Origin of the sequence: Cobetia sp. 1CM21F (assembly GCF_023161745.1) — a bacterium.
Lineage (GTDB): Bacteria > Pseudomonadota > Gammaproteobacteria > Pseudomonadales > Halomonadaceae > Cobetia > Cobetia amphilecti.
The window spans coordinates 310843-333855 of the sequence record NZ_JALNTQ010000004.1 but is presented as its reverse complement, the minus strand read 5'-3'; the positions used below and the strand labels follow the sequence as shown (position 1 = coordinate 333855).

Annotated in this window: 20 protein-coding genes and 2 tRNA genes; 7 read left to right on the top strand and 15 right to left on the bottom strand. The window is 62.6% G+C overall.

Going from position 1 to position 23013, the window contains the following annotated elements; genetic code table 11:
- Positions 1-2: 2 nt before the first annotated feature.
- The 6 genes from pcnB to MSG32_RS14665 all read left to right on the top strand — a co-directional run bounded on the left by pcnB (position 3) and on the right by MSG32_RS14665 (position 5752).
- The gene (gene pcnB, locus MSG32_RS14690; RefSeq protein WP_043333418.1) at positions 3-1403 is read left to right on the top strand and encodes a polynucleotide adenylyltransferase PcnB; all 1401 of its coding nucleotides are present in this window, start codon (positions 3-5) and stop codon (positions 1401-1403) included.
- A gap of 46 nt (positions 1404-1449) precedes the next feature.
- Complete coding sequence (folK, locus tag MSG32_RS14685) at positions 1450-1947, top strand: 2-amino-4-hydroxy-6-hydroxymethyldihydropteridine diphosphokinase (protein ID WP_043333416.1); 498 nt, start codon at positions 1450-1452, stop codon at positions 1945-1947.
- Positions 1948-2116: 169 nt separating this feature from the next.
- Positions 2117-2908 (top strand): 3-methyl-2-oxobutanoate hydroxymethyltransferase, encoded by a 792-nt coding sequence (gene panB, locus MSG32_RS14680; protein ID WP_054556449.1) that lies wholly within the window; start codon positions 2117-2119, stop codon positions 2906-2908.
- Complete coding sequence (gene panC / locus MSG32_RS14675) at positions 2908-3762, top strand: pantoate--beta-alanine ligase (protein WP_248380442.1); 855 nt, start codon at positions 2908-2910, stop codon at positions 3760-3762. Before panB ends, panC begins: the two co-directional genes overlap by 1 nt.
- 122 nt (positions 3763-3884) lie before the next feature.
- Positions 3885-4265: an aspartate 1-decarboxylase gene (gene panD, locus MSG32_RS14670; protein WP_043333409.1), complete on the top strand. Its 381-nt coding sequence runs from the start codon at positions 3885-3887 to the stop codon at positions 4263-4265.
- A gap of 305 nt (positions 4266-4570) precedes the next feature.
- Positions 4571-5752 carry an acetyl-CoA C-acetyltransferase gene (locus MSG32_RS14665; protein WP_248380440.1) on the top strand — a complete coding sequence of 394 codons (1182 nt, stop codon included), beginning with the start codon at positions 4571-4573 and terminating at the stop codon, positions 5750-5752.
- Positions 5753-5923: 171 nt separating this feature from the next.
- Here MSG32_RS14665 and pnp read toward each other — a convergent pair whose 3' ends face one another.
- The 15 genes from pnp to rlmE all read right to left on the bottom strand — a co-directional run bounded on the left by pnp (position 5924) and on the right by rlmE (position 22152).
- A complete protein-coding gene (gene pnp / locus MSG32_RS14660) occupies positions 5924-8065 on the bottom strand; it encodes a polyribonucleotide nucleotidyltransferase (protein WP_153635064.1) in 2142 nt (713 codons plus the stop codon).
- Between the two features lie 248 nt (positions 8066-8313).
- A complete protein-coding gene (rpsO, locus tag MSG32_RS14655; protein ID WP_024952154.1) occupies positions 8314-8583 on the bottom strand; it encodes a 30S ribosomal protein S15 in 270 nt (89 codons plus the stop codon).
- Between the two features lie 98 nt (positions 8584-8681).
- A complete protein-coding gene (truB, locus tag MSG32_RS14650; RefSeq protein ID WP_054556446.1) occupies positions 8682-9611 on the bottom strand; it encodes a tRNA pseudouridine(55) synthase TruB in 930 nt (309 codons plus the stop codon).
- Positions 9611-10036 carry a 30S ribosome-binding factor RbfA gene (rbfA, locus tag MSG32_RS14645; RefSeq protein ID WP_043333400.1) on the bottom strand — a complete coding sequence of 142 codons (426 nt, stop codon included), beginning with the start codon at positions 10034-10036 and terminating at the stop codon, positions 9611-9613. The genes truB and rbfA overlap by 1 nt, the downstream gene beginning before the upstream one ends.
- Before the next feature lie 27 nt (positions 10037-10063).
- Entirely contained in the window at positions 10064-12508 is a 2445-nt protein-coding gene (gene infB / locus MSG32_RS14640) for a translation initiation factor IF-2 (RefSeq protein WP_043333398.1), read from the bottom strand.
- A 28-nt stretch (positions 12509-12536) separates the two neighbouring features.
- Entirely contained in the window at positions 12537-14030 is a 1494-nt protein-coding gene (gene nusA, locus MSG32_RS14635; protein WP_054556444.1) for a transcription termination factor NusA, read from the bottom strand.
- Between the two features lie 76 nt (positions 14031-14106).
- On the bottom strand, positions 14107-14565 hold the full coding sequence (rimP, locus tag MSG32_RS14630; protein WP_043333393.1) for a ribosome maturation factor RimP: 459 nt from the start codon (positions 14563-14565) through the stop codon (positions 14107-14109).
- A gap of 123 nt (positions 14566-14688) precedes the next feature.
- Positions 14689-14765 (bottom strand) — tRNA-Met (locus MSG32_RS14625).
- 103 nt (positions 14766-14868) lie between these two features.
- A tRNA-Leu gene (locus MSG32_RS14620) sits at positions 14869-14955 on the bottom strand.
- Between the two features lie 62 nt (positions 14956-15017).
- Entirely contained in the window at positions 15018-15404 is a 387-nt protein-coding gene (secG, locus tag MSG32_RS14615) for a preprotein translocase subunit SecG (RefSeq protein WP_043333391.1), read from the bottom strand.
- Between the two features lie 5 nt (positions 15405-15409).
- Positions 15410-16156 carry a triose-phosphate isomerase gene (gene tpiA / locus MSG32_RS14610; protein WP_043333389.1) on the bottom strand — a complete coding sequence of 249 codons (747 nt, stop codon included), beginning with the start codon at positions 16154-16156 and terminating at the stop codon, positions 15410-15412.
- A gap of 215 nt (positions 16157-16371) precedes the next feature.
- Positions 16372-17721 carry a phosphoglucosamine mutase gene (gene glmM / locus MSG32_RS14605; protein ID WP_043333386.1) on the bottom strand — a complete coding sequence of 450 codons (1350 nt, stop codon included), beginning with the start codon at positions 17719-17721 and terminating at the stop codon, positions 16372-16374.
- The gene (folP, locus tag MSG32_RS14600; protein ID WP_240548772.1) at positions 17718-18560 is read right to left on the bottom strand and encodes a dihydropteroate synthase; all 843 of its coding nucleotides are present in this window, start codon (positions 18558-18560) and stop codon (positions 17718-17720) included. Before folP ends, glmM begins: the two co-directional genes overlap by 4 nt.
- Positions 18561-19037: 477 nt before the next feature.
- Entirely contained in the window at positions 19038-21047 is a 2010-nt protein-coding gene (ftsH, locus tag MSG32_RS14595; protein ID WP_248380438.1) for an ATP-dependent zinc metalloprotease FtsH, read from the bottom strand.
- Between the two features lie 481 nt (positions 21048-21528).
- Complete coding sequence (gene rlmE / locus MSG32_RS14590) at positions 21529-22152, bottom strand: 23S rRNA (uridine(2552)-2'-O)-methyltransferase RlmE (RefSeq protein ID WP_225347478.1); 624 nt, start codon at positions 22150-22152, stop codon at positions 21529-21531.
- A gap of 279 nt (positions 22153-22431) precedes the next feature.
- Between rlmE and yhbY the strand changes: the two genes are divergently transcribed.
- Positions 22432-22746, top strand: a complete 315-nt coding sequence (gene yhbY, locus MSG32_RS14585; RefSeq protein ID WP_043333380.1) for a ribosome assembly RNA-binding protein YhbY — start codon at positions 22432-22434, stop codon at positions 22744-22746.
- Positions 22747-23013 lie beyond the last annotated feature (267 nt).

The following is a 23013-nucleotide window of genomic DNA, read 5'->3' as shown; positions in this document are numbered from 1 at the left end:
GCATGCTCAAAGGATTTACCCGCTTTCTACAACGCCCCGGTGACCGCTTGAAGACGCTTTTCAATGCAACTGACGCGCCCGCGGCCCCATTGCCCAGCCTGCGTGTGATACCGCGGGATGAGCATCCCGTGTCCCGCCGCCAGCTCAGCGAGAATGCGCTGAAGGTACTCTATCGCCTGCAAAGCGGTGGATATCAGGCCTATCTGGTCGGTGGCTGTATCCGTGATGCCCTGCTCGGACAACGCCCCAAGGACTTCGACGTGGCCACCAACGCCACGCCGGAACAGGTCCGCGAGCTGTTCCGCAATGCCCGCATCATCGGCCGTCGTTTCCGTATCGTGCACGTGCGCTTCGGTCGTGAGGTGATCGAGGTCACCACCTTCCGCGGCAAGCCGGCCGATAGCACGCCCAGCCAGCATACCCAGCAGTCGGAAGACGGCATGCTGCTGCGTGACAACGTCTTCGGCTCCATCGAGGAGGACGCGCTGCGCCGCGACTTCACGATCAATGCCCTCTATTACGACGTGTCCGACTTCACGATCCACGACTGGGCCAATGGTGTACGCGATATCGAAGCGCGCATGATTCGCCTGATCGGTGATCCGGAAACACGCTATCGCGAAGATCCGGTGCGCATGCTGCGTGCCGTCCGCTTCGCCGGCAAGCTGGACTTCGACATCGAGGAGGCCACGGCCGAACCGATGTACGAACTGGCCCCGCTGCTGCTGCAGATTCCGCCGGCGCGCATGTTCGAGGAAGTGCTCAAGCTGTTCATGTCCGGCTATGCACTGGAAACCTTCCATCTCCTGCGTGAGTTTGGTCTGTTCCAGATGCTGTTCCCCGAGACGGAAGAGAGCTTCGCGCATTATCACTGGTCCATGCCGCTGATCGAGAAGGCGCTGGCCAGCACGGACGACCGCATCCGCGAAGACAAGCCGGTCACGCCGGCCTTCCTGTATGCCGCCCTGCTGTGGCCGGGCGTCAAGGCGCGTACCGACCAGCTGATCGCCAGTGGCATGCCCGATATTCCGGCAGCCCACCAGGCGGCCCAGCAGGCGATTGCTCGCCAGCTCAACCACACCTCGATCCCGAAGCGCTTCAGCATTCCGATGCGCGAGATCTGGGACATGCAGGCCAAGTTGCCGCGCCGTCGTGGCAAGCGCGCCTTCCAGACCCGCGAGCATCCGCGCTTCCGCGCCGCCTACGACTTCCTGCTGCTGCGCGAATTCGCCGGCGAAGTGAAGCCGGGGCTGGGCAAGTGGTGGACCGACTTCCAGGAAGTCGATGCTCGCACCCAGGTCACGATGATCGAAGGTGTCTCCGATGAAGGCCCCGCCGGCAGCAAGCCGGTCGGCACCAAGCGTCGCGGCAAGCGTCGGCGCAATGGTCGCGGCCAGGGCTGAGCAGTGGCTCATCTGAGCCACTGCCGTCTCCACGCAGGAACTCCGCATGATTTCGACAGCCTTGATTGGCCTCGGTGCCAATCTTGACGATCCGCGCGCTCAACTGGAGCGCGCGCTTGAGGCTCTCGACCGGCTGCCGCTGACCCGCTGCACGCGACACTCTCGCCTGTATGCCAGCAAGCCGGTCGGCCCGCAGGACCAGCCCGACTTCGTCAATGCCGTCGCCGAGCTATCGACCCGCCTGTCTCCCCTCGCCCTGCTCGATCAACTGCAAGCCCTCGAACAGCAGCATCGCCGCGTGCGGCTGCGTCACTGGGGCCCCCGCACGCTGGACCTGGACCTGCTGCTCTTCAATGACAGCAGGATCTCGACGCCGCGTCTCGTCGTGCCCCATCGCGAAATGCTCAAACGTGGTTTCGTGATGCGTCCGTTGGCTGACCTGCTGGGCCCGCAGCGCCTCAGCGTGCTGGGCGAGGAGAATCTCGAAACACTGGCGTCTCGAGTTGAGGGCGATGACTTGCTCCCCCTCGGACCTCAGGAGTAGAGTTTCGCCATCTTGTTACCGTCGTGCCCACTTTGGCCTGTGCGGTAACACTTTCTGGTAACACCGGCCCGTGTCGCCCGCAGTCCGCCCTCGGCGGCCTTCTCGCGATCGCGGCTGCTCGACGCCACGGGCAGCCGCGTCATACGCGCCGCAACGAGTAAGCGTCCCGATGAAAAACGTCACCCTGAGCACCCTGCGCCGCCTCAAGGCCGATGGTGAGACGTTCAGTTGCCTCACCGCCTACGATGCCACCTTTGCTCATCTTGCCAGCGATGCCGGCATTGAAGTGCTGCTGGTCGGCGACTCTCTCGGCATGGTCCTGCAGGGCCATACCAGCACCCTGCCCGTCACCATCGATGACATCTGCTACCACACCGCCGCCGTGGCACGTGGCAAGCAAGGCAGCCTGCTGATGGCCGACCTGCCCTTCATGAGCAATGCCAGCACCGACATCCTGCTCGATCATGCGGCACGTCTGATGCGTGCCGGCGCCGAGATGGTCAAGGTCGAAGGCGAAGCCTGGCTGGCCGATGCCGTCACCGCGCTCGTCCAGCGTGGCGTGCCGGTCTGTGTGCACATGGGCCTGACGCCACAGCACGTGCATGCCTTCGGCGGCTACAAGGTGCAGGGTCGCGACGAGGCACGCGCCGAGCAGATCATCGCCGATGCCCGCACGCTGGAAGCCGCGGGTGCCGCGATCATCCTGCTCGAATGCGTGCCGTCCGAGCTGGCCGCGCGCATTCGTGATGCCGTCGAGGTGCCGGTGATCGGCATCGGTGCCGGCGTGGACGTCGATGGCCAGATCCTGGTCATGCACGACATGCTCGACCTGACGCCTGGCCGCAAGCCACGCTTCGTCAAGAATTTCATGAGCGATGCCGGCAGCGTGCAGGAGGCCTTCGCCGCCTACCACCAGGCGGTCAAGACGCGCAGCTTCCCGGCACCGGAGCACGGCTTCTGATGAAAACCGTCTCCCAGATCAACGTCCTGCGTGAGCAACTCGCCCAGGCGCGCCGCGATGGCCTGCGTATCGCGCTGGTGCCGACCATGGGCAACCTGCATGCCGGCCACCTGTCACTGGTCCGTGAAGCGCGCCGCCACGCCGACATGGTCGTCGCGAGCATCTTCGTCAATCCGCTGCAGTTCGGCCCCGGCGAAGACCTCGACAGCTATCCGCGCACCCTCGAGGCCGACCAGAATGCGCTGGCCACCGAAGGATGTGACCTGCTGTTCGCCCCCTCGACGGCGGAACTCTACCCCACGGGCCGCGACGGACTGTGCAACGTGCAGGTGCCGGGCGTTTCCGAAGGCCTGTGCGGCGGCAACCGTCCGGGGCACTTCGATGGCGTCGCCACCGTCGTCAGCATCCTGTTCAATCTGGTACGCCCTGAAATCGCCTGTTTCGGCGAGAAGGACTTCCAGCAGCTGGCCGTGATCCGCAAGCTCAACCGCGACCTGCACTTCGGCATCGAGATCATCGGTGTGCCCATCGTGCGTGCCGAGGATGGTCTGGCGCTGTCATCACGCAACGGCTACCTGAGTGAGCAGGAGCGTGCCATCGCGCCGCGTCTCAAGCAGTGCCTCGATGCCCTGAAGGCTCGCCTTGAGCAGGGCGTGGCGCGTGATGTGGCGCTGCGCGAGGCACTGGCCGCCATCAGCGAGAGCGGCTTCAAGCCGGACTACCTCGAGCTGCGCCGCGCGGCTGACTTGGGGGCGGTCGAGGATGACACGCGCGAGGCGGTGATTCTGGTCGCCGCTCATCTGGGCCGTACGCGCCTGCTCGATAACCTGAAGGTCGCCTTGCCGGTGGCCTGATGCCTGATTAGACTGCGCCGCCTTGCACCCTGGCGTGGCACTGTCCGCCACGCCATACGCGCCATGGCCCTGGTCCCAGGGCCTTGATCTGCGCCCGGCGGCGCTCAACCGGAGACATCCTGATGCAAGCCATCATGCTCAAGGCCAAGCTGCACATGGCCCGCGTGACTCACGCCGTCCTCAACTACGAGGGCTCCTGCGCCATCGATGGCGACCTGCTCGACATGGCAGGCATTCGTGAGTACGAACAGATCCAGATCTACAACGTGGACAACGGCAAGCGCTTCACCACCTATGCCATTCGCGGCGAAGAGGGCTCGAAGATCATTTCGGTGAACGGCGCCGCAGCCCACCAGGCCGACGTCGGCGACCGCGTGATCATCTGCGCCTTCGCCCACTACGCCGAGAGCGAACTGGACGCGCACAAGCCCTCCATGGTCTATCTGATGGAAGGCAACGAGGTCAGCCATACGGCCAACGCCATCCCGGTCCAGATGGCCTGAGCCCCCCTTGCTGCCTGCCGCTCCACGCCCTGAGGGCTGATGCTTTCAGGCCTTGAGCCTGCCGCGAGCACTCCAACACGACGCCAGCCCTGCCTGTCAGAGCGCTGGCGTCGTGCCGTCTGGACAGGCGATACGTATGGCTAAAGGCTGACACTGGAGATGCCCTTTGGCGATTGCCGCACCGCACAAAACTGCCTTATGCTGGAATCTCACCTCAGCAGGACTGCGCCTCGCCTGCTTGATGGCATGGCCATAGTCGCAGCCAATTGACTCAGACAGTCTCGCAAGAGAACAGGAGCGTTCAGATGCAGGATGTGGTGATCGTAGCAGCCCGTCGTACCGCCGTAGGCGCCTTCGGTGGCAGCCTGGCTGGCATTTCCGCCGCGGATCTCGGCGCACATGTCATCAAGGATATCCTCGCCAGCACGGGTGTCAGTGGCGATCAGGTCGATGAAGTGCTTCTGGGTCAGGTGCTGACAGCAGGATGCGGTCAGAACCCGGCACGTCAGGCGGTCATCAAGGCAGGCTTGCCGGAAGGCGTGCCCGCCATGACCATCAACAAGGTCTGCGGGTCTGGCCTCAAGGCGCTGCACCTGGCCACCCAGGCCATCCGTTGCGGCGATGCCGAGCTGATTCTGGCCGGCGGGCAGGAAAACATGTCCCTGTCTCCGCACGTGCTGCCCAACTCGCGTGACGGCAAGCGCATGGGCGACTGGAAGGCGATCGACTCCATGGTCCACGACGGTCTGTGGGATGCCTTCAATGACATCCACATGGGCATCACCGCCGAGAATCTGGCCGAGAAATACGAGATCAGCCGTGAAGCCCAGGACGCCTTCGCGGCCGCCTCTCAGCAGAAGGCCTGCGCCGCCATCGAAGCTGGCCGCTTCAAGGGCCAGATCGTCCCGGTCGAGATCCCGCAGCGCAAGGGCGACCCGATCGTCTTCGATACCGACGAGAACCCGCGCGCCGGCACCACGGCCGAGAAGCTCGGCGGCATGCGTCCGGCCTTCAAGAAGGACGGCACCGTCACCGCCGGCAACGCCTCAGCGCTCAACGACGGCGCTGCCGTGGTCATGCTGTGCTCCGCCGACAAGGCCCGCGAGCTGGGCCTGACGCCGCTGGCGACCATCAAGGCCTACTCCAACGCGGGTGTTGATCCCAAGATCATGGGCATCGGCCCGGCGCCGGCGACTCGCCTGTGCCTCAAGAAGGCCGGCTGGAGCCTGGAAGACCTCGACCTGATCGAAGCCAACGAAGCCTTCGCCGCCCAGGCCCTGTCGGTCAACAAGGAGCTGGGCTGGGATGTCGACAAGGTCAACGTCAATGGCGGCGCCATTGCCCTCGGCCACCCGATCGGCGCCTCCGGCTGCCGTGTGCTGGTCTCGCTGGTGCACGAGATGATCGAGCGTGATGCCAAGAAGGGTCTGGCGACCCTGTGCATCGGTGGCGGTCAGGGTGTCGCGCTGGCCATCGAGCGCAGCTGATCGCTCACATATCTGAACCCCCGCCTGAACCCTCCCTGCTCGCGCAATCTCGAGCAGGGAGACACGCAAAAGCCCCCGCCAGGTTACTGGCGGGGGCTTTTTCTTGCCCGGAGGGCTCACCTCTCATGCAGAGCAGGCAAGACCGAGGCGGGGGCGATCCGCGACGATCGGTCAGTCCTGGGCGGCGGCCTCTTCAGCCTGAGCAGCGGCAAAGGCCGCCTTCTCTTCTTCGCTGATCTCTTTCAGCGACAGCTTGACGCGATTGCGGTTGTCGATGTCGAGCACCTTGACCACCACCTCATCGCCTTCATTGAGGTAGTCACGTACGTCATTGACCCGCTCCTCGACGATCTGCGAGATATGCAGCAGACCATCAGTGCCCGGCATGAAGGTGATGAAGGCACCGAAGTCGGCGATGCGCGCCACCTTGCCGGCATAGAGCTTGCCGATCTCGGCCTCGGCAATGATGCCCTCGACGTACTTGGCAGCCGCCTGCGCCTGCGCCTTGTGCTCGGCATAGATGCGCACGCTGCCATCGTCGTCGAGATCGACATTGGCCCCGGTCTCTTCACAGATCTTGCGGATGGTGGAGCCGCCCTTGCCGATCACGTCACGCACCTTGTTGGGCGCGATCTTGAGGGACAGCATCGCCGGGGCATTGTCCGAGACTTCCTGGCGACTGGCGGCCAGCACCTCATTCATCTGCGCGAGGATGGTCAGACGTGCCTCGAGGGCCTGTTCCAGCGCCTGCTCAAGAATCTCCTCGTCGATCCCCTCGATCTTGATGTCCATCTGCAGCGCGGTAACGCCTTCCGCGGTCCCCGCGACCTTGAAGTCCATGTCGCCGAGGTGATCCTCATCGCCGAGGATATCGGTCAGTATCGCGACGCCATTGGCGTCCTTGACCAGCCCCATGGCGATACCCGCGACCGGTGCCTTGAGCGGCACACCGGCGTCCATCAGCGCAAGCGAGGCGCCACAGACGGATGCCATCGAGCTCGAGCCGTTGGATTCGGTGATCTCGGAGACGACACGGATCGCGTAGGGGAAGGCCTGCAGCGACGGCAGCATGGATTCGATGCCCCGACGCGCCAGACGCCCATGACCGATCTCACGCCGCTTGGGCGCGCCGATGAAGCCCGTCTCGCCGACGCAGTAGGGCGGGAAATTGTAGTGCAGCATGAAGCGGTCCTGCTTCTCGCCGGACAGCCCTTCGATCAACTGTGAGTCGCGCGTGGTCCCCAGGGTGGCAGTGGCGATCGCCTGGGTCTCACCGCGGGTGAACAGCGCCGAGCCATGCGCCTTGGGCAACACGCCGACCGCCATGTCCAGCGGTCGCACGGTGCGCGTATCACGACCATCGATACGCGGCTCACCGGCGATAACGCGCTGACGCACGATACGCTTCTCGAGCGCCGCGAAGGCCGTGGCGACGGCCTCGACACTGAAGCGCGCATCATCCTCGGCGCCCAGCAGATCGATGGCCTGCGCCTTGAGCGCCGACAGACTGTCCTGCCGCGCCATCTTGTCACTCAGGCGATAGGCATCACCGATCCGGGTGGCGAAGCTCTGCTCCAGCGCCTCGACCAGCACGCGGTCGAGCTTCTGCGGCACCCACGCCCACTTGGGACGATTGACCTTGGCGGCGAACGTCTCGATCCCCGTGATGGCCTTCTGCATCTCGTGATGGCCATAGAGCACGGCGCCGAGCATCTCGTCTTCCAGCAGCTCCTGGGCTTCGGACTCGACCATCAACACGGCCTTCTCGGTGCCCGCCACCACCATGTCCAGCTCGGAATGCGCCAGTTCGCTGTAGCCGGGATTCAGGAAGTAGCCGCGCTGCTCGCTGAAGCCGACGCGCGCCGCGCCCACGGGGCCAGCGAAGGGCACACCAGAGATGCAAAGCGCTGCAGAGGTGCCGAGCAGTGCCGCAATGTCCGGGTCGACATTGCGCTCCGCCGACATCACCGTGCAGACCACCTGCACCTCATTCATGAAGCCTTCGGGAAACAGCGGGCGCATCGGACGGTCGATCAAGCGCGAGGTCAGGGTTTCCTTCTCGGTGGGACGCCCTTCGCGCTTGAGGAAGCCGCCGGGGATACGCCCCGCCGCGTAGGCCTTCTCCTGATAATGGACCGACAACGGGAAGAAGGACTGGCCGGGTTTCGGCGACGCCTTGGCCACCACGGTGCACAACACCGAGGTATTGCCCATGGTCACCATCACGCTACCGGTCGCCTGACGCGCGATGCGGCCGGTCTCGAGGGTGATGGTGTCATTACCGTACTGGAAGCTGTGCGTTACCGGGTTCACGGCGCATGTCCTTTAATCTGATAGTCATCGATGCCAGGCGCTCATGGTAAAGCGCGCCACAGGCAATGAAAAGCGGGTTGATCCCACGCGACAAGCGGGCTGCAGCGCGGGTCGAGCCTCTGATCTGAAGCCCGGATCACCTCGGTATCAGGCACAAAAAAACCGACACCGCCCGCAGGCAGTGTCGGTTTTCCTGTGCCCACCGGGGGCCCGCCATGCACCGAAGTGCATGGCGGCAACATCGCTGATTAGCGACGCAGACCCAGACGCTGGATCAGAGCGGTGTAACGCTCGAAGTCCTTGCGCTTGAGGTAGTCAAGCAGCTTGCGGCGCTGGTTGACCATGCGGATCAGACCACGACGGGAGTGGTGATCCTGCTTGTTGGCCTTGAAGTGACCCTGCAGGCCATCAATGTTGGCGCTCAGCAGAGCAACCTGAACTTCCGGGGAACCGGTGTCGTTCTCGCCACGGCCGAATTCGGTAACGATCTCAGCCTTCTTCTCAGCGGTAAGTGCCATCTGTCTCTCCAGTAAGCAATATGCTTGATAGATTAGAAATGTCGAAGACCACGCATATTTGCAGTCTTCATGCGGCTTGCGGCGAGGCCGCAATCAGCTCACCCAGCCGCCGCCTCGACGGCAGAACTGAGCAGTCGGCGAGGAGCGATGACGCCCTCCGCCGCAATCCGGACCAGCCCGAGCAACTGCTGGTCCTGATACACACGAGCCAGGGAGTCCACTTCCAGCGACCCTGTCGTCGTTTCAGCCTGTTGACCACGCAATATCATCCGCGCCATCTCGGCAGTGATGTCGAGACGCGGGAGATGATCGAGCAGGATGTCGACAGGTAACAGAACGCCTTCACGTGCCTGCTGGTCAGCCAGCGCCTCGAGGCGCTCGAAATCCAGCATGGCATCACCCGTGAACGGGCCCGTCTTGAGACGACGCAGTGCCGTGAGGTGGGCTCCACAGCCCAGCGCCTCGCCGATATCCTCGGCCAGACTGCGTATGTAGGTACCCTTGCTGACCGCCACTTCGATCTCGATGCCATCGGAGTGCCGCGCAAGAAGCGCCATATTGTAGATGGTAACGCGACGGACTGCACGCTCGATTTCAATCCCCTGGCGCGCCAGCTCATAGAGCGGACGTCCCTGGTGCTTGAGCGCGGAGTACATCGGCGGTACCTGATCTATCTCGCCACGGAACCTGTCCAGCACCGCGTCCAGCTCGGCCTGCGCAATCTCGGGAATCTCCCGCTCGCGAATCACCGTGCCTTCCGCATCACCGGTATCGGTGACCTGGCCAAACTTGATCCGTGCCCGATAGACCTTGTCTGCCTCGAGAAGATGCGAGGAGAACTTGGTCGCTTCACCGAAGCAGACCGGCAACAAGCCGGTCGCCATCGGGTCGAGCGTGCCGGTATGACCGGCCTTCTGCGCCTGGTAGAGGCGACGAGCCTTCTGAAGCGCATAGTTGCTGGACATGCCCTTGGGCTTGTCCAGCAACAGAACGCCATCGATCGGCAAGCCGCGACGACGACGCGCCATCAGGCGTCCGGCGTGGTGCCCGGGGCACCATCTTCGCTGTCATCATCACCGCGTTCAGCACTGCGCTTGCGATCGTCGGCGACCGCATCGTTGATCAGTGAGGACAGGTGATGGCCACGAACGACGCTTTCATCGTAATGAAAACGCAGTTCCGGCACGTGGCGCAGCTGAATGGTGCGCGCCAGCTGGGAGCGCAGGAAACCTGCCGCGCGCTTGAGCACGGCGAGGTTTTCCTTGATGCGTTCCGGGCTGTCGTCACCCAGCAGGGTCACGTAGACATCGGAGTAGGACAGGTCGCGGCTGACCTTGGCGGCGCTGACCGTCAGCATGCCAAGGCGCGGGTCCTTGACCTCGCGCTGAATCAACAGCGCGAGCTCTTGCTGGATCTGGTCCGCCACGCGGTCAGTACGGCTGTATTCACGCATCCGTGATCTCTCCTTGCAGGGGCGCTATCAGAGCGTGCGCTCGACCTGGATCTGGTCGAACACCTCGATCTTGTCGCCAACCTGCACGTCGTTGTAGTTCTTGACGCCGATACCACATTCCATGCCGTTGCGGACTTCGTTGACGTCATCCTTGAAGCGACGCAGGGATTCCAGCTCGCCTTCATAGATGACCACGTTGTCACGCAGCACGCGGATGCGCTTGGAGCGGTACATGTTGCCTTCGACGACCATACAACCGGCGATCGCGCCGATCTTCGGTGCCTTGAAGACATCGCGCACTTCGGCAACACCGACGATCTGCTCGCGGAATTCCGGTGCCAGCATGCCAGTCATGGCCAGCTTGACCTCGTCGATCAGCTGGTAGATGACGCTGTAGTAGCGCAGATCCAGACCTTCACGTTCGACGATCTCACGCGCGGAGGCGTCAGCACGGACGTTGAAGCCGACCAGGATCGCTTCGGAAGCGAGCGCCAGGTTGGCATCGGTACCGGTGATACCACCGACACCGGAAGAGACCACGGCCACCTTGACTTCTTCGGTGGAGAGTTCTTCCAGCGCGCCACGGATGGCTTCCAGAGAACCCTGCACGTCGGCCTTGAGGACGACGTTGACCTTGGCGACTTCGTCCTGACCCATCTGGGAGAACATGTTCTCCAGCTTGGCCTTCTGCTGACGTGCCAGGCGCACTTCGCGGTACTTGCCCTGACGGAAGTTGGCGACTTCACGTGCCTTCTTCTCGTCCGGGACCACGGTGAACTCTTCACCGGCGTCCGGCGTGCCACCCAGGCCCTGGATCTCGACCGGCATGGCCGGACCCACGGAATCGACCTGCTTGCCGAGTTCGTTGATCAGCGCACGCACACGGCCGTAATGCAGGCCGGCGAGGACGATATCGCCCTTCTTCAGCGTACCGTTCTGGACCAGCACGGTCGCGACCGGGCCACGGCCCTTGTCGAGACGGGACTCGACCACGACGCCTTTACCCGGCGCGGACGGCACGGCCTGAAGTTCGAGAACTTCGGAGACCAGCAGGACACCTTCGAGCAGCGCGTCGATGTTTTCGCCGGTCTTGGCGGAAACGTGGACGAATTGGGTATCACCACCCCATTCCTCGGAGATGACACCGTGCTGGGACAGCTCATTCTTGACGCGGTCCGGATCAGCACCCGGCTTGTCGATCTTGTTCACCGCCACGACCATCGGGACACCCGCGGCCTTGGAGTGCTCGACAGCCTCGATGGTCTGCGGCATCACGCCATCATCGGCAGCCACCACCAGGATGACGACGTCGGTCGCCTTGGCACCACGAGCACGCATGGCGGTGAACGCCGCGTGGCCCGGGGTATCCAGGAAGGTGATGTCGCCGTTGTCGTGTTCGACGTGGTAGGCACCGATGTGCTGGGTGATACCACCCGCTTCACCTGTGGCCACCTTGGTGCGGCGGATGTAATCCAGCAGCGAGGTCTTGCCGTGGTCGACGTGACCCATGACGGTAACGACCGGCGCGCGGGTGATCTGCTCACCTTCGTAGGAGATGCCTTCGAGAACGGCTGTCTCGAGTGCGTCATCCTTGATCAGCTTGGGCGTGTGGCCCATTTCCTCGACCACGATGGTCGCGGTTTCCTGATCGATCGTCTGGTTGATGGTGACCGCAGCGCCCATGTTGAACATGGTCTTGATCACTTCAGACGCCTTGACGGCCATCTTGTCGGCGAGGTCTGCCACTGAGATGGACTCAGGGATGGAGACTTCACGGACAAAGGTCTGGACCGGCTTCGGCGGCTGACGGTTGGCATCACGGCCACCACGACGACCACCGCGACGCTCGGCGCGCTTGACCTTCTTGGCCCCGCCACGCTTGCGTTCGCTACGGTCTTCACGGGCTTCGCGACGATCACGTGATTCATCACGCGGCGCAGCCTTGGCGCGACGCGGTGCATCACCACGCGGCTCCTTCGGCGGCGCATTGACTTCCGGCGCAGCGTCGGCGGCCGGTGCAGCGGCAGCAGCCGGTGCACTCTGACGCGGACGCTCTTCGCGACGGTTGTCATTGCCACGACGCTCTTCGCGCTGCGGTGCCGCAGCCGGCTTGTCCGCAACGGCAGCTGCCGGTGCAGCAGCAGCCGGCGCTTCTGCAGCCTGCTCTTCGCCCTCTTTGACGTAGGTACGCTTCTTGCGCACCTGCACCTCGATGGACTTGCCGCGACCGCTACCCGTGTTGATGCGAGACTTGGTCTTGCGGGTCAGGGTAATGCGGTTCTTGGGCGCTGCCGGAGCGGCGCCACCACCGTGGCTCTTGGTGAGGTGATCAAGCAGCTTCTGCTTGTCGACCTCAGAGACGGCGTCGTTCTCTGACTTGTGCTTCAGACCCGCTTCATGCATCTGTTCCAGTAGGCGGGCTGACTCGCGGCCCACCTTCTTGGCGAATTCTTTGACTGTCATTTCTGACATGTACGACCCTCCTGAGCCCGTGACCTAGTTACTGTTCGCTTGCGAACCAGGGCGCGCGGGCGGTCATGATCAACGCCGCTGCTCGCTCTTCGTCGACGCCTTCGATGTCTTTCAGATCATCGATGGCCTGCTCAGCAAGGTCTTCCATGGTGACGATACCCTTGCTGGCCAGGATGTATGCCAGATGACTCTCCATGCCTTCCATGTTGAGCAGGTCTTCGGCCGGCTGTGCGCCGTCCAGTTGCTCTTCAGTGGCGATGGCGAGATTCAGCAGTTCATCCTTGGCCCGAGCGCGCAGCTCCTCGACCAGATCCTGGTCAAAGCCCTCGACCTCGAGCATTTCCTCGAGCGGGACATAGGCGATTTCCTCGAGTGAGGTGAAGCCCTCGTCCACCAGGACACGGGCTAGATCCTCTTCAATCTCGAGATGAGTGATGAAATATTCGACGAAACTGTCGATTTCCTGCTCGCGCTTGCCCTCGGCTTCCGCCTCGGTCATGACGTTGAGCTGCCAACCGGTCAGCTCACTGGCCAGACGAACGTTCTGACCGCTGCGACCGATGGCCTGAGCCAGGTTGTCCGCAGCGACAGCGACATCCATGGAATGGGTGTCTTCGTCGACCAGAATGGAACCGACATCTGCCGGCGCCATGGCGTTGATGACGAGCTGGGCAGGATTGTCATCCCACAGGATGATATCCACGCGTTCGTTACGCAGTTCATTGGACACGGCCTGCACGCGTGAACCACGCATGCCGACACAGGCACCGATCGGATCGATGCGCTTGTCGTTGCTCTTGACCGCGATCTTGGCGCGCGAGCCCGGATCACGGGCAGCACCCTTGATCTCGATCAGCTGCTCGGCGATTTCCGGGACTTCGATCTTGAACAGCTCGATGATCAGCTCAGGACGCGTACGCGACAGGATCAGCTGAGAACCACGAGCATCCGCGTCGACTTTCCACAGCAGGGCACGAACCCGCTCGTTCAAGCGGTAGCGCTCGCCGTGAATCATCTCACCGCGCGGCAGGAAGCCTTCGGCGTTGTCGCCCAGATCGATGATGAGGCCATCACGTGTCGTCTTCTTGACGATACCCGCGACCAGCTCACCTTCACGTTCGGCGTAAAGGCGCACCACTTCCGCGCGCTCGGCCTCGCGCACCTTCTGCACGATGACCTGCTTGGCGGTCTGTGCAGCGATGCGACCGAACGCTTCGGATTCGATCTGCTTCTCGACCACGGCACCCAGCGCCAGCGGCTCTTCGCGCTGTTCGGCGATGCTGGCCTTGATCTCGTAGTCCGGCGTCTCGAACTCGTCGTCTTCGACGACGGTCCAGCGACGGTAGGTCGCGTAATCACCGGTGACACGATCGATCTTGACGCGGATATCCGCCTCTTCCTGATCGAAACGCTTGCGTGACGCCGAAGCCAATGCCGCTTCGACGGCTTCGAAAATCACATCCCGCGGCACGCCTTTCTCGTTGGAGATGGCGTCAACGACCAGCAGAATCTCTTTGCTCATGACTTTGCCTCGCCAGAAACCTGTCCTTGCGCATCGACCCGGGCTCGCAACGCGAGCGGTGTGCCGACAACGTCAGTTATTTGAACTGCGGCACAATGCGTGCCTGGTCGATGCTTTCAATGGGAAAACAGTATTCTTCTTCATCGACCCGGATCACGACATCACCGTCTTCGGTGCCAGTCACCAGCCCCTGGAACTTGCGCTGGCCATCGAAGGCCTGGCGAAGTCGCAGTGCCACCACGTGACCGATGTAGCGCTCGTACTGGTCAAGCGTGAACAACGGACGATCCATGCCTGGAGACGAGACTTCAAGCTGGAACTGACCGGTAATGGGGTCTTCGACATCCAGTACGGCACCCACCTGACGACTGACGTTTGCGCAGTTGTCCACGGTAATGCCATCGGGATGGTCGATATAGATCACCAGACGGGACTGCTTGCCTTGGGAGAGATAGTCGATACCCCAGAGCTCGAAGCCCAGAGCAGAGACGACTGGATCGATAAGCGCGTTAAGCGCAGCGTCCTTGGTTGACACAGACGAGGCTCCTACAGCAGTTGCATCAGGCACCTGACCGGGAGTAGAGAAGAGAGCTAGGTGGCTGATTGGCACTGGTGCTAACAAAAAGCCCCTTCATAGGAAGGGGCCTTTCAAGAAACTTGGTAGCGGGGACCGGATTTGAACCGATGACCTTCGGGTTATGAGCCCGACGAGCTACCAGACTGCTCCACCCCGCAACAATAGTCGGACGATGGTAATGTCACCGAAAAAGGAGGTCAAGGAATGACGTCTTTCCAAGGTGGCAGAGTTGCGTCCAGACTGCCAATCGATCTAACAAGATGGTGCCGAAGGGGGGACTTGAACCCCCACGACCATAAGGTCACTACCCCCTCAAGATAGCGTGTCTACCAATTCCACCACTTCGGCACGGGGGCGGGTATCGCCTGAGACGTTACCCGGAAGAATTCAAAGTTAACGCCTTGAATTCCTTAGAGTGCTGGTTGGTCTGCGTTGCCGCTTTCCTCAAGCACTGGCGACGTATTCTCCACACTTTCCTCGGAGTCGTCAAGTGATGGCAGTGAATTTTTCTGCTGCTCGATCACGCTGGCATTCGGAATGCCCGCTTCGACTGACGGCTGGTTGGCGTTGGACGCGAACCAGGCCAGTGTCAGAGAGGTCGCGAAGAAGCCCGCGGCCAGAACACCCGTGAAGCGCGCGAGGAAGTTGCCGCTACCGCTGGACCCGAAAACGGTCTGGGAAGCACCACCGCCACCAAAGGCAGCGCCAGCTTCGGCACCCTTGCCCTGCTGGAGAAGGACGAGCACGATCAGCGCGACCGCGAGTACCACATGGACCATCAGAACGGCTACTTGCATGAGATTCAACCTGCAGACTGGCAAATGGCTAGGAATTCGTCGATCTGGAGCGAGGCACCGCCCACGAGACCGCCGTCGATATCCGGCTGCGCAAGCAGCTCGGCGGCATTGGCAGCTTTCATGCTGCCGCCGTACAACAATTGCATTGCCTCGGCGAGCGAGGCAGACCACTCGGCCAAGCGCGCGCGAATGGCCGCATGGACCTCCTGCGCCTGCTGGGGCGAGGCGGTGCGCCCGGTACCGATGGCCCAGACGGGCTCATAGGCGACGACCAGACGCGTGCGCGCATCGGCGGAGAGCGCGGAGAACACCGCCTCCAGCTGTCCCAGCACGACACGCTCCGTGTCACCGGCTTCACGCTCTTCGAGCGTCTCACCGACGCACAGCACCGGTGTGAGGCCAGCGGCAAGCGCCGCCTCGACACGCGCCAGTACCGCCGCATCGTCTTCAGCATACAGGCTTCGACGCTCCGAGTGGCCGACCAGCACCATCGCGGCACCGACATCCTTGAGCATCTGACCCGCCACTTCGCCGGTAAAGGCACCCTCGCTCGCCGGGTTCAGCGTCTGCCCCGCCAGTGCCACGCTCACAGGCATGCTCGCGCGAGCGGCGCTCAGATAAGGGAAAGGCACTGCCAGCGCCACCTGAATGCCCTGCGGCAGCTCAGCCGCCTGCAGACCCCGGGCAAACTCATCGACCAGGGCAAGATCACCATTCATCTTCCAGTTTCCGGCAATCAGCGGTGTACGCATGTGCTTCTCCCTTGTGAGCAGTGCGAGGATGGTAATGGAGCCGCCCTTGACTGACAACCTTCGCGACCCCTGTCAAGCCCCGTGATCCGGCACGATCAGGCTCGGGGCAACTGCCAGAAACGACAACAGGCGCACTCGGCGCCTGTTGTCGTCCTGTGCAACCCGACCACTCAGCGACGTGCACCGTCGCCCCGGCGAGCTGCCTTGTCAGCGCATCACGCCGACATGCTGGATTCGACCGTCGCGGCGATCTGACCCGCCAGCGCATCGACATCGAAGTGCGGACGCCCTTCGACCATGACACGAATCAGCGGTTCCGTACCGCTGGGACGCAGCAGCACGCGCCCTTCGTTGCCCAGCGTCTGTTCCACTTCGACCACCGCGGCCTGCACGGCGTCCGCCGCCATCAGCGCCTTGTTGTCACACCCCGGCGCCAGACGCACATTGATCAGCGCCTGAGGAGCCTTTTCGAAGCCGACCAGCAATTCACTGAGCGAGCATTCTTCACGCGCCATGATCGCCAGCACCTGCAGCGCCGAGACGATGCCATCACCGGTGCTCTGGATATGGCTGCAGACGATGTGGCCGGAGGATTCGCCACCCAGCTGCCAGCCATTGGCTTCCAGACGCTCGATGACGTAGCGGTCACCGACCTTGGCACGCTCGAAGGGAATTCCCAGGCCTTCCAGTGCTGCCGCCAGGCCGAAGTTGGACATCAGGGTGCCGACGACACCGCCGCCCAGCACGCCGCGCTCGTGACGGTCACGCGCGATCATGTAGAGGATGTCGTCACCATCGATGACACGGCCATCGGCATCGACCAGGATCAGGCGGTCACCATCCCCATCGAAGGCCACGCCCAGATCGGCGCCCTGCTCGATGACGGCCGCGCGCAGCGCCTGCGGGTGCGTGGAGCCGACGCCCTGATTGATGTTGAGGCCATCCGGCTCACCGCCGATGACGCTGACCTTGGCACCCAGCTCACGGAAGACGTTCGGCGCGATGTGATAGGTCGCGCCATGCGCGCAATCCAGTACCACCTTCATGCCGTGCAGACCCAGACGACCCGGCAGCGTGGACTTGCAGAATTCGATATAGCGGCCGGCCGCATCCTGGATGCGTGACGCCTTGCCCAGGCTGTCCGGGCCGACGATCACGATGTCGCGGTCCAGCTCGGCTTCGATCTCGGCTTCCAGCGCATCATCCAGCTTGGTGCCGGCAGCGGAGAAGAACTTGATGCCGTTGTCCGGATAGGCATTGTGGGAGGCCGAGATGACGATACCGGCATCGGCGCGGAAGGTGCGCGTCAGATAGGCGATCCCCGGCGTCGGCATCGGGCCGAGCAGGGACACATCGACGCCCGCTGCCGAAAGGCCGGACTCGAGCGCGGATTCGAACATGTAGCCCGAGATGCGCGTGTCCTTGCCGATCAATACCTTGCCGCGGCCGTGGCGGGCAAATACGCGGCCTGCCGCCCAGCCCAGCTTGAGCATGAAGTCTGGCGTGATGGGGAACTCCCCGACCGTGCCGCGAATACCATCCGTACCAAAATAACGTCGACTCATCGTATCGTGCCTTCCTGTAGCACGGCCCATGCCATGTCGACAGCGTCGACAGTCGGGGCCACGTCGTGAACGCGAAACAGTCTGGCCCCGTCACGAACGGCCAATGCCGTCAGTGCCAGGTTACCAGCCAAGCGATCCTCTACCGCGCGCCCGAGGGCATTGCCGATCATGCTCTTGCGTGACGTGCCGATCAGCAGCGGGAGGTTGAATTCATGCAACTGCGCCATGCGGTGATACAGGCGCAGATTGTCTTGCAGTGACTTGCCGAAGCCGAAGCCGGGGTCCAGCAGCAGTCGCTCACGCGCGATGCCCGCCGCCTCACAGGCCGCGATACGCGCCGCCAGGAACGTCCGGACTTCCTGCTCGATGGACTGAGCATAATGCGTATCCTGCTGCATGGTGTCCGGCTCGCCGCGCATGTGCATCAGACAGACGGGCAGCCCGCTGTCAGCGGCGGCCTCGAGCGCGCCGTCTCGATTCAGCGCACGCACGTCATTGATCATGCCGGCCCCCAGCCGTGCGGTTTCGCGCATGACTTGCGGGTTGCTGGTATCGATGCTCACCAACGCGCCCAGCTCGCTCACCAGCCGCTCCACCACCGGGCAGACCCGCTCAAGCTCTTCTTCGGTGCTGACCGGCGTCGCCCCGGGTCGTGTCGACTCACCGCCGACATCGATCATCGCGGCACCATCGCCCAGCATCTGCTCGGCATTGCGCAGCGCGGCGTCCAGGGTCGCGCTGCGGCCGCCATCCGAGAAGGAGTCCGGCGTCACGTTGAGAATCCCCATCACCCGCGGACGCGAAAGATCGAGAAGGCGTCCAGCGCACTCCAATGACATCAGATGGCCCACTCGAGGCTCGAGAGGCGCACTCAAGGCAGAATTCGTCATGGCATTCCATGCAGGCGAGAGGGACACGAAGGTGGCTTCGCAGCCCGGTCAGAAATGATTGGGCACCACTTTAAAGAGCCAGCCCATGGTGCGCAAGGCGTGGAATGGCCACCACACGGGGCGTCAGCAGATGGCAACGCCATTGGCTCAGACCTTTCACCCCACGCTCATCATGGCGCTGACAATGCCCGTGCAGAGACATGAGTCAACACCGTCACGCCGCGGCGTAGGCCACTCATCAGCAGCACCTTAACTTCACCAGCGTCATTGCTGCAGCGGCACAGGCCACCATTGCTGCAGACAAGAAAACGCCCGACTGGCAAGCCAGTCGGGCGTTTTTCCTTTCAGAGACTCGGACATCGCATGCGATATCGGGCGCCCCTTATGCCTACATCGGGCCTAGTTCAGGCCTACATCAGGCGTACATCAATGACCGCTCGGACCACCCAGCGGATCAGACGGGCGACGGCGATTGCTGTCGTCATCTTCACTGCCATCAGCGTCATCATCCGCCTTGGGAGCTTCCGGCGCTTCCGGCGCTTCCTCCTTCGGAGTGTCGGCAACCGGGGCCACCAGGCCACCGTCACCGCCGCTCGCCGGGCCACCCCAGTCCTTCGGCGGACGCGGAGCACGACCCGCCATGATGTCCGCCAGCTGCTCGGCATCGATGGTCTCGTAGGTCATCAGCGCTTCGGTCATCGCATCCAGCTTGTCGCGATTCTCTTCCAGGATCTGCTGCGCCTTGGCGTAGCACTCGTCGATGATACGACGCACTTCCTTGTCGAGACGCGAGGTGGTGTCGCCAGACTTCAGCTTGCCGCCACCCTGACCCGGGCCACCGAGGAACTGATGGGACTCGTCCTCGTCGTACATGATCGGGCCCATCTCGCTGGAGAGACCCCACTTGGCGACCATGTTGTGGGCAAGCTCGGTAGCACGCTTGATGTCGTTGGACGCGCCGGTGGTGACACCGTTCGGGCCCAGCGTCATCTCTTCGGCGATACGGCCGCCGAACAGCGAGCAGATCTGACTGATGATCTGCTGACGCGAGTAGCTGTAGCGATCCTCTTCCGGCAGGAACATCGTCACACCCAGCGCACGACCGCGCGGAATGATCGACACCTTGTAGACCGGGTCATGCTCGGGCATCACCAGGCCGATGATGGCGTGGCCAGACTCGTGATAGGCCGTGTTGCGCTTCTCCTTCTCGGACATGACCATCGATTTGCGCTCGGCGCCCATCATGATCTTGTCCTTGGCCAGCTCCAGCTCTTCCATGCCGACCAGACGCTTGTTGCGACGCGCGGCAAACAGGGCGGCTTCATTGACCAGGTTGGCCAGGTCCGCACCGGAGAAGCCCGGTGTACCACGTGCAATGTTGACCGGTACGACGTCATCGCCCATCGGCACCTTGCGCAGGTGAACGCCGAGGATGTGCTCGCGACCACGGATGTCCGGCAGTGCGACGGTCACCTGACGGTCGAAGCGGCCCGGACGCAGCAGCGCGGGGTCAAGCACGTCAGGACGGTTGGTCGCGGCGATGACGATGATGCCGTCATTCGCCTCGAAGCCATCCATCTCGACCAGCAGCTGGTTCAGGGTCTGCTCACGCTCATCGTGACCACCGCCCATGCCGGAACCACGGTGACGGCCGACGGCGTCGATCTCATCGATGAAGATGATGCACGGCGCCTGCTTCTTGGCCTGCTCGAACATGTCACGCACACGGGAGGCACCGACACCGACGAACATCTCGACGAAGTCAGAACCGGAGATGCTGAAGAACGGCACCTTGGCTTCACCGGCGATCGCCTTGGCGAGCAGGGTCTTGCCGGTACCCGGCGGGCCTACCATCAGGACGCCACGCGGAATCTGACCGCCAAGACGCTGGAACTTGCTGGGGTCCTTGAGGAAGTCGACCAGTTCCTCGACCTCTTCCTTCGCTTCGTCACAGCCTGCGACATCGCTGAAGGTGGTCTTGATCTGGTCCTGGCTCAGCAGCTTGGCCTTGGACTTGCCGAAGCTCATCGGACCACCCTTGCCGGCGCCGCCACCCTGCATCTGGCGCATGAAGAACATGAAGATGGCCAGAATGATCAGAATCGGGAAGCTGGCAATCAACAGGCGTGTCCACAGCGACTGCTGCTCAGGCTTCTTGCCGATGACCTCCACCTTGTTGGCAAGCAGGTCATCCATCAGCTTGGGATCGGACGCCGCCGGCCGGATGGTGGTGAAGCTGGAACCATCGGCCCGCTCACCCTCAATGGTGTAACCATCGATGGTCACACTCTTGATCCGGTCGTTCTGCACCTGCTGGACGAACTGTGAATAGTTCATCGCCTGCGGCGAGGTATCGACGCTGAAGTTGTTGAACACCGTCAGCAGCACTGCTGCGATGATCAACCAGAGAATCAGGTTCTTCGCCATGTCGTTCAAGGGGACACCCTCATTGCATGAATCTGTCTTGGCATGCCGTGAATACTCCGACTGCCGTCTTGTGGTGGCCTGCCATGCTATCTGATCGTGCCTGCGGGGTATCAAGTCAGCGCAACGCGCCACTTCGCCTACCGAGTCACTCAAAGCTTGCCGTGCATTGTGCTACTTGCCTGCCAGCATCGGTAAGGCATTGAAACCCACCGAACTGTCACTGGCCCATCGTACTCAAGACCCAATGATATCGACACTACACCAGATGGGGGCTGGCAACCATTGCTTAAAGCCCGACAATGGACTATTGCGCCGATAGACAGCCTGCATCAGCCAGCGCCGCGACTCGCCCGGACACATTGGCGCCAGTCTGGACGAGCATCGCATGGCTCGCCTTAACCCGCGATGAAGCATGCGACCAGCAACGTGGAAATCTCGCCACCGCGAGCCGATGCCTGCCGCGTGCAGCGGCACGCAAGGACACTGACCATCAGCCCTTGAAGCCCTGCCCCAGCAGATAGACTTCGCGTGAGCGTGCACGCGATGCTTCCGGCTTGCGGGTCACGACCTTCTTGAAGCTGCCACGCATGTCCTTCAGATAGGCATCGAAGCCCTCGCCCTGGAAGACCTTGACCAGGAAATTGCCGCCCGGCTTGAGGGTCTGGCGCGCCAGATCCAGCGCCAGCTCGACCAGGTACATGCCGGCAGGCTGATCGATCGCGCTCATGCCGCTCATGTTGGGCGCCATGTCGGAGATCACGAGATCTACCGGGCGATCCCCCAAAGTGGCCAGAATCTGGTTCAGCACGGCCTCTTCGGTGAAGTCGCCCTGAATGAAGTCGACACCGGCCAGGGCGTCCATCTCGAGAATGTCGGAGGCGATGACCACGCCTTCCATGCCGACGCGGTCCGCGGCGATCTGGCTCCAGCCACCGGGGGCTGCGCCGAGGTCGATGACGGTGGCACCCGGCTTGAGCAGGCGGTCCTTGTCATCGATTTCAATCAGTTTGTAGCTGGCACGGGAACGATAACCGTCGGCCCAGCTGCGCTGGACATAGGCGTCATCAAAGTGTTCCTTCATCCAGCCAGCACTGCTCTTGCTGGGGTGAGCCACGTTGTCACCTGGAATGTCGGGGAAAATCGAATACTGGCGGGAGATAGCGCGGGGGATAACGACGACACGAAAGGCGTGGCAAGCATGCGCACGGGTCGTGTCATGAGCGTCGTCATGGAGTAGAATGGCGGGTCCTGCGCGCGGTTCCGCCCGTGGGCACAGACATTGCCTGCGCAACAGACGGGTTCACACCCCTGGATTTCAAGCCCTGGAGTCGACCCTGTCTTTCGCTACGCTCCCCGCTCCCATCGGACGCCAACAGGGAAACTTTACGATACCATGAGCTTGTCACAGTCACAAAAGAAAGCATTTCGCAGCATCGGGCACCATCTTGACCCGATCGTCACCGTCTCGGAAAACGGCCTTTCCGAAGGCGTCGTGACCGAACTGGAGCGCGCACTGCACGATCACGAACTGATCAAGCTGAAGCTGGCGATCAACGATCGCGAAGCGCGCGGCGAGGTGGCTCGCCACCTATGCAGCGAAACCGGCGCGACCCTGATCCAGAGCATCGGCAAGATCGCTCTGCTGTATCGCCGCAACCCGCAGGCCAAGCCGAAGCTGTCGAACGTACAGCGCTTCAGCGAGAAGTAAGCCGCCGGGCCCAGGCCTGACGAGGCTCACCTCGCACGCCACGCCTGCCGCAGACAGAAACGCCGCCCTCATCGAGGGCGGCGTTTCTGTTTTCTGTTGCTGACAATCACGACCTGATGACGCCGAGAGCCGTCTGCCTGAAGGATTTCGTGCCCGCAGGCAAAAAAACAGCCCTGCCGGGATGACCGGCAGGGCTGTCACGACATCAGGATCTGACGAATCAGAGGCGATGCTCTTCAGATGTAACGTACTTCAGATGTGACGTGC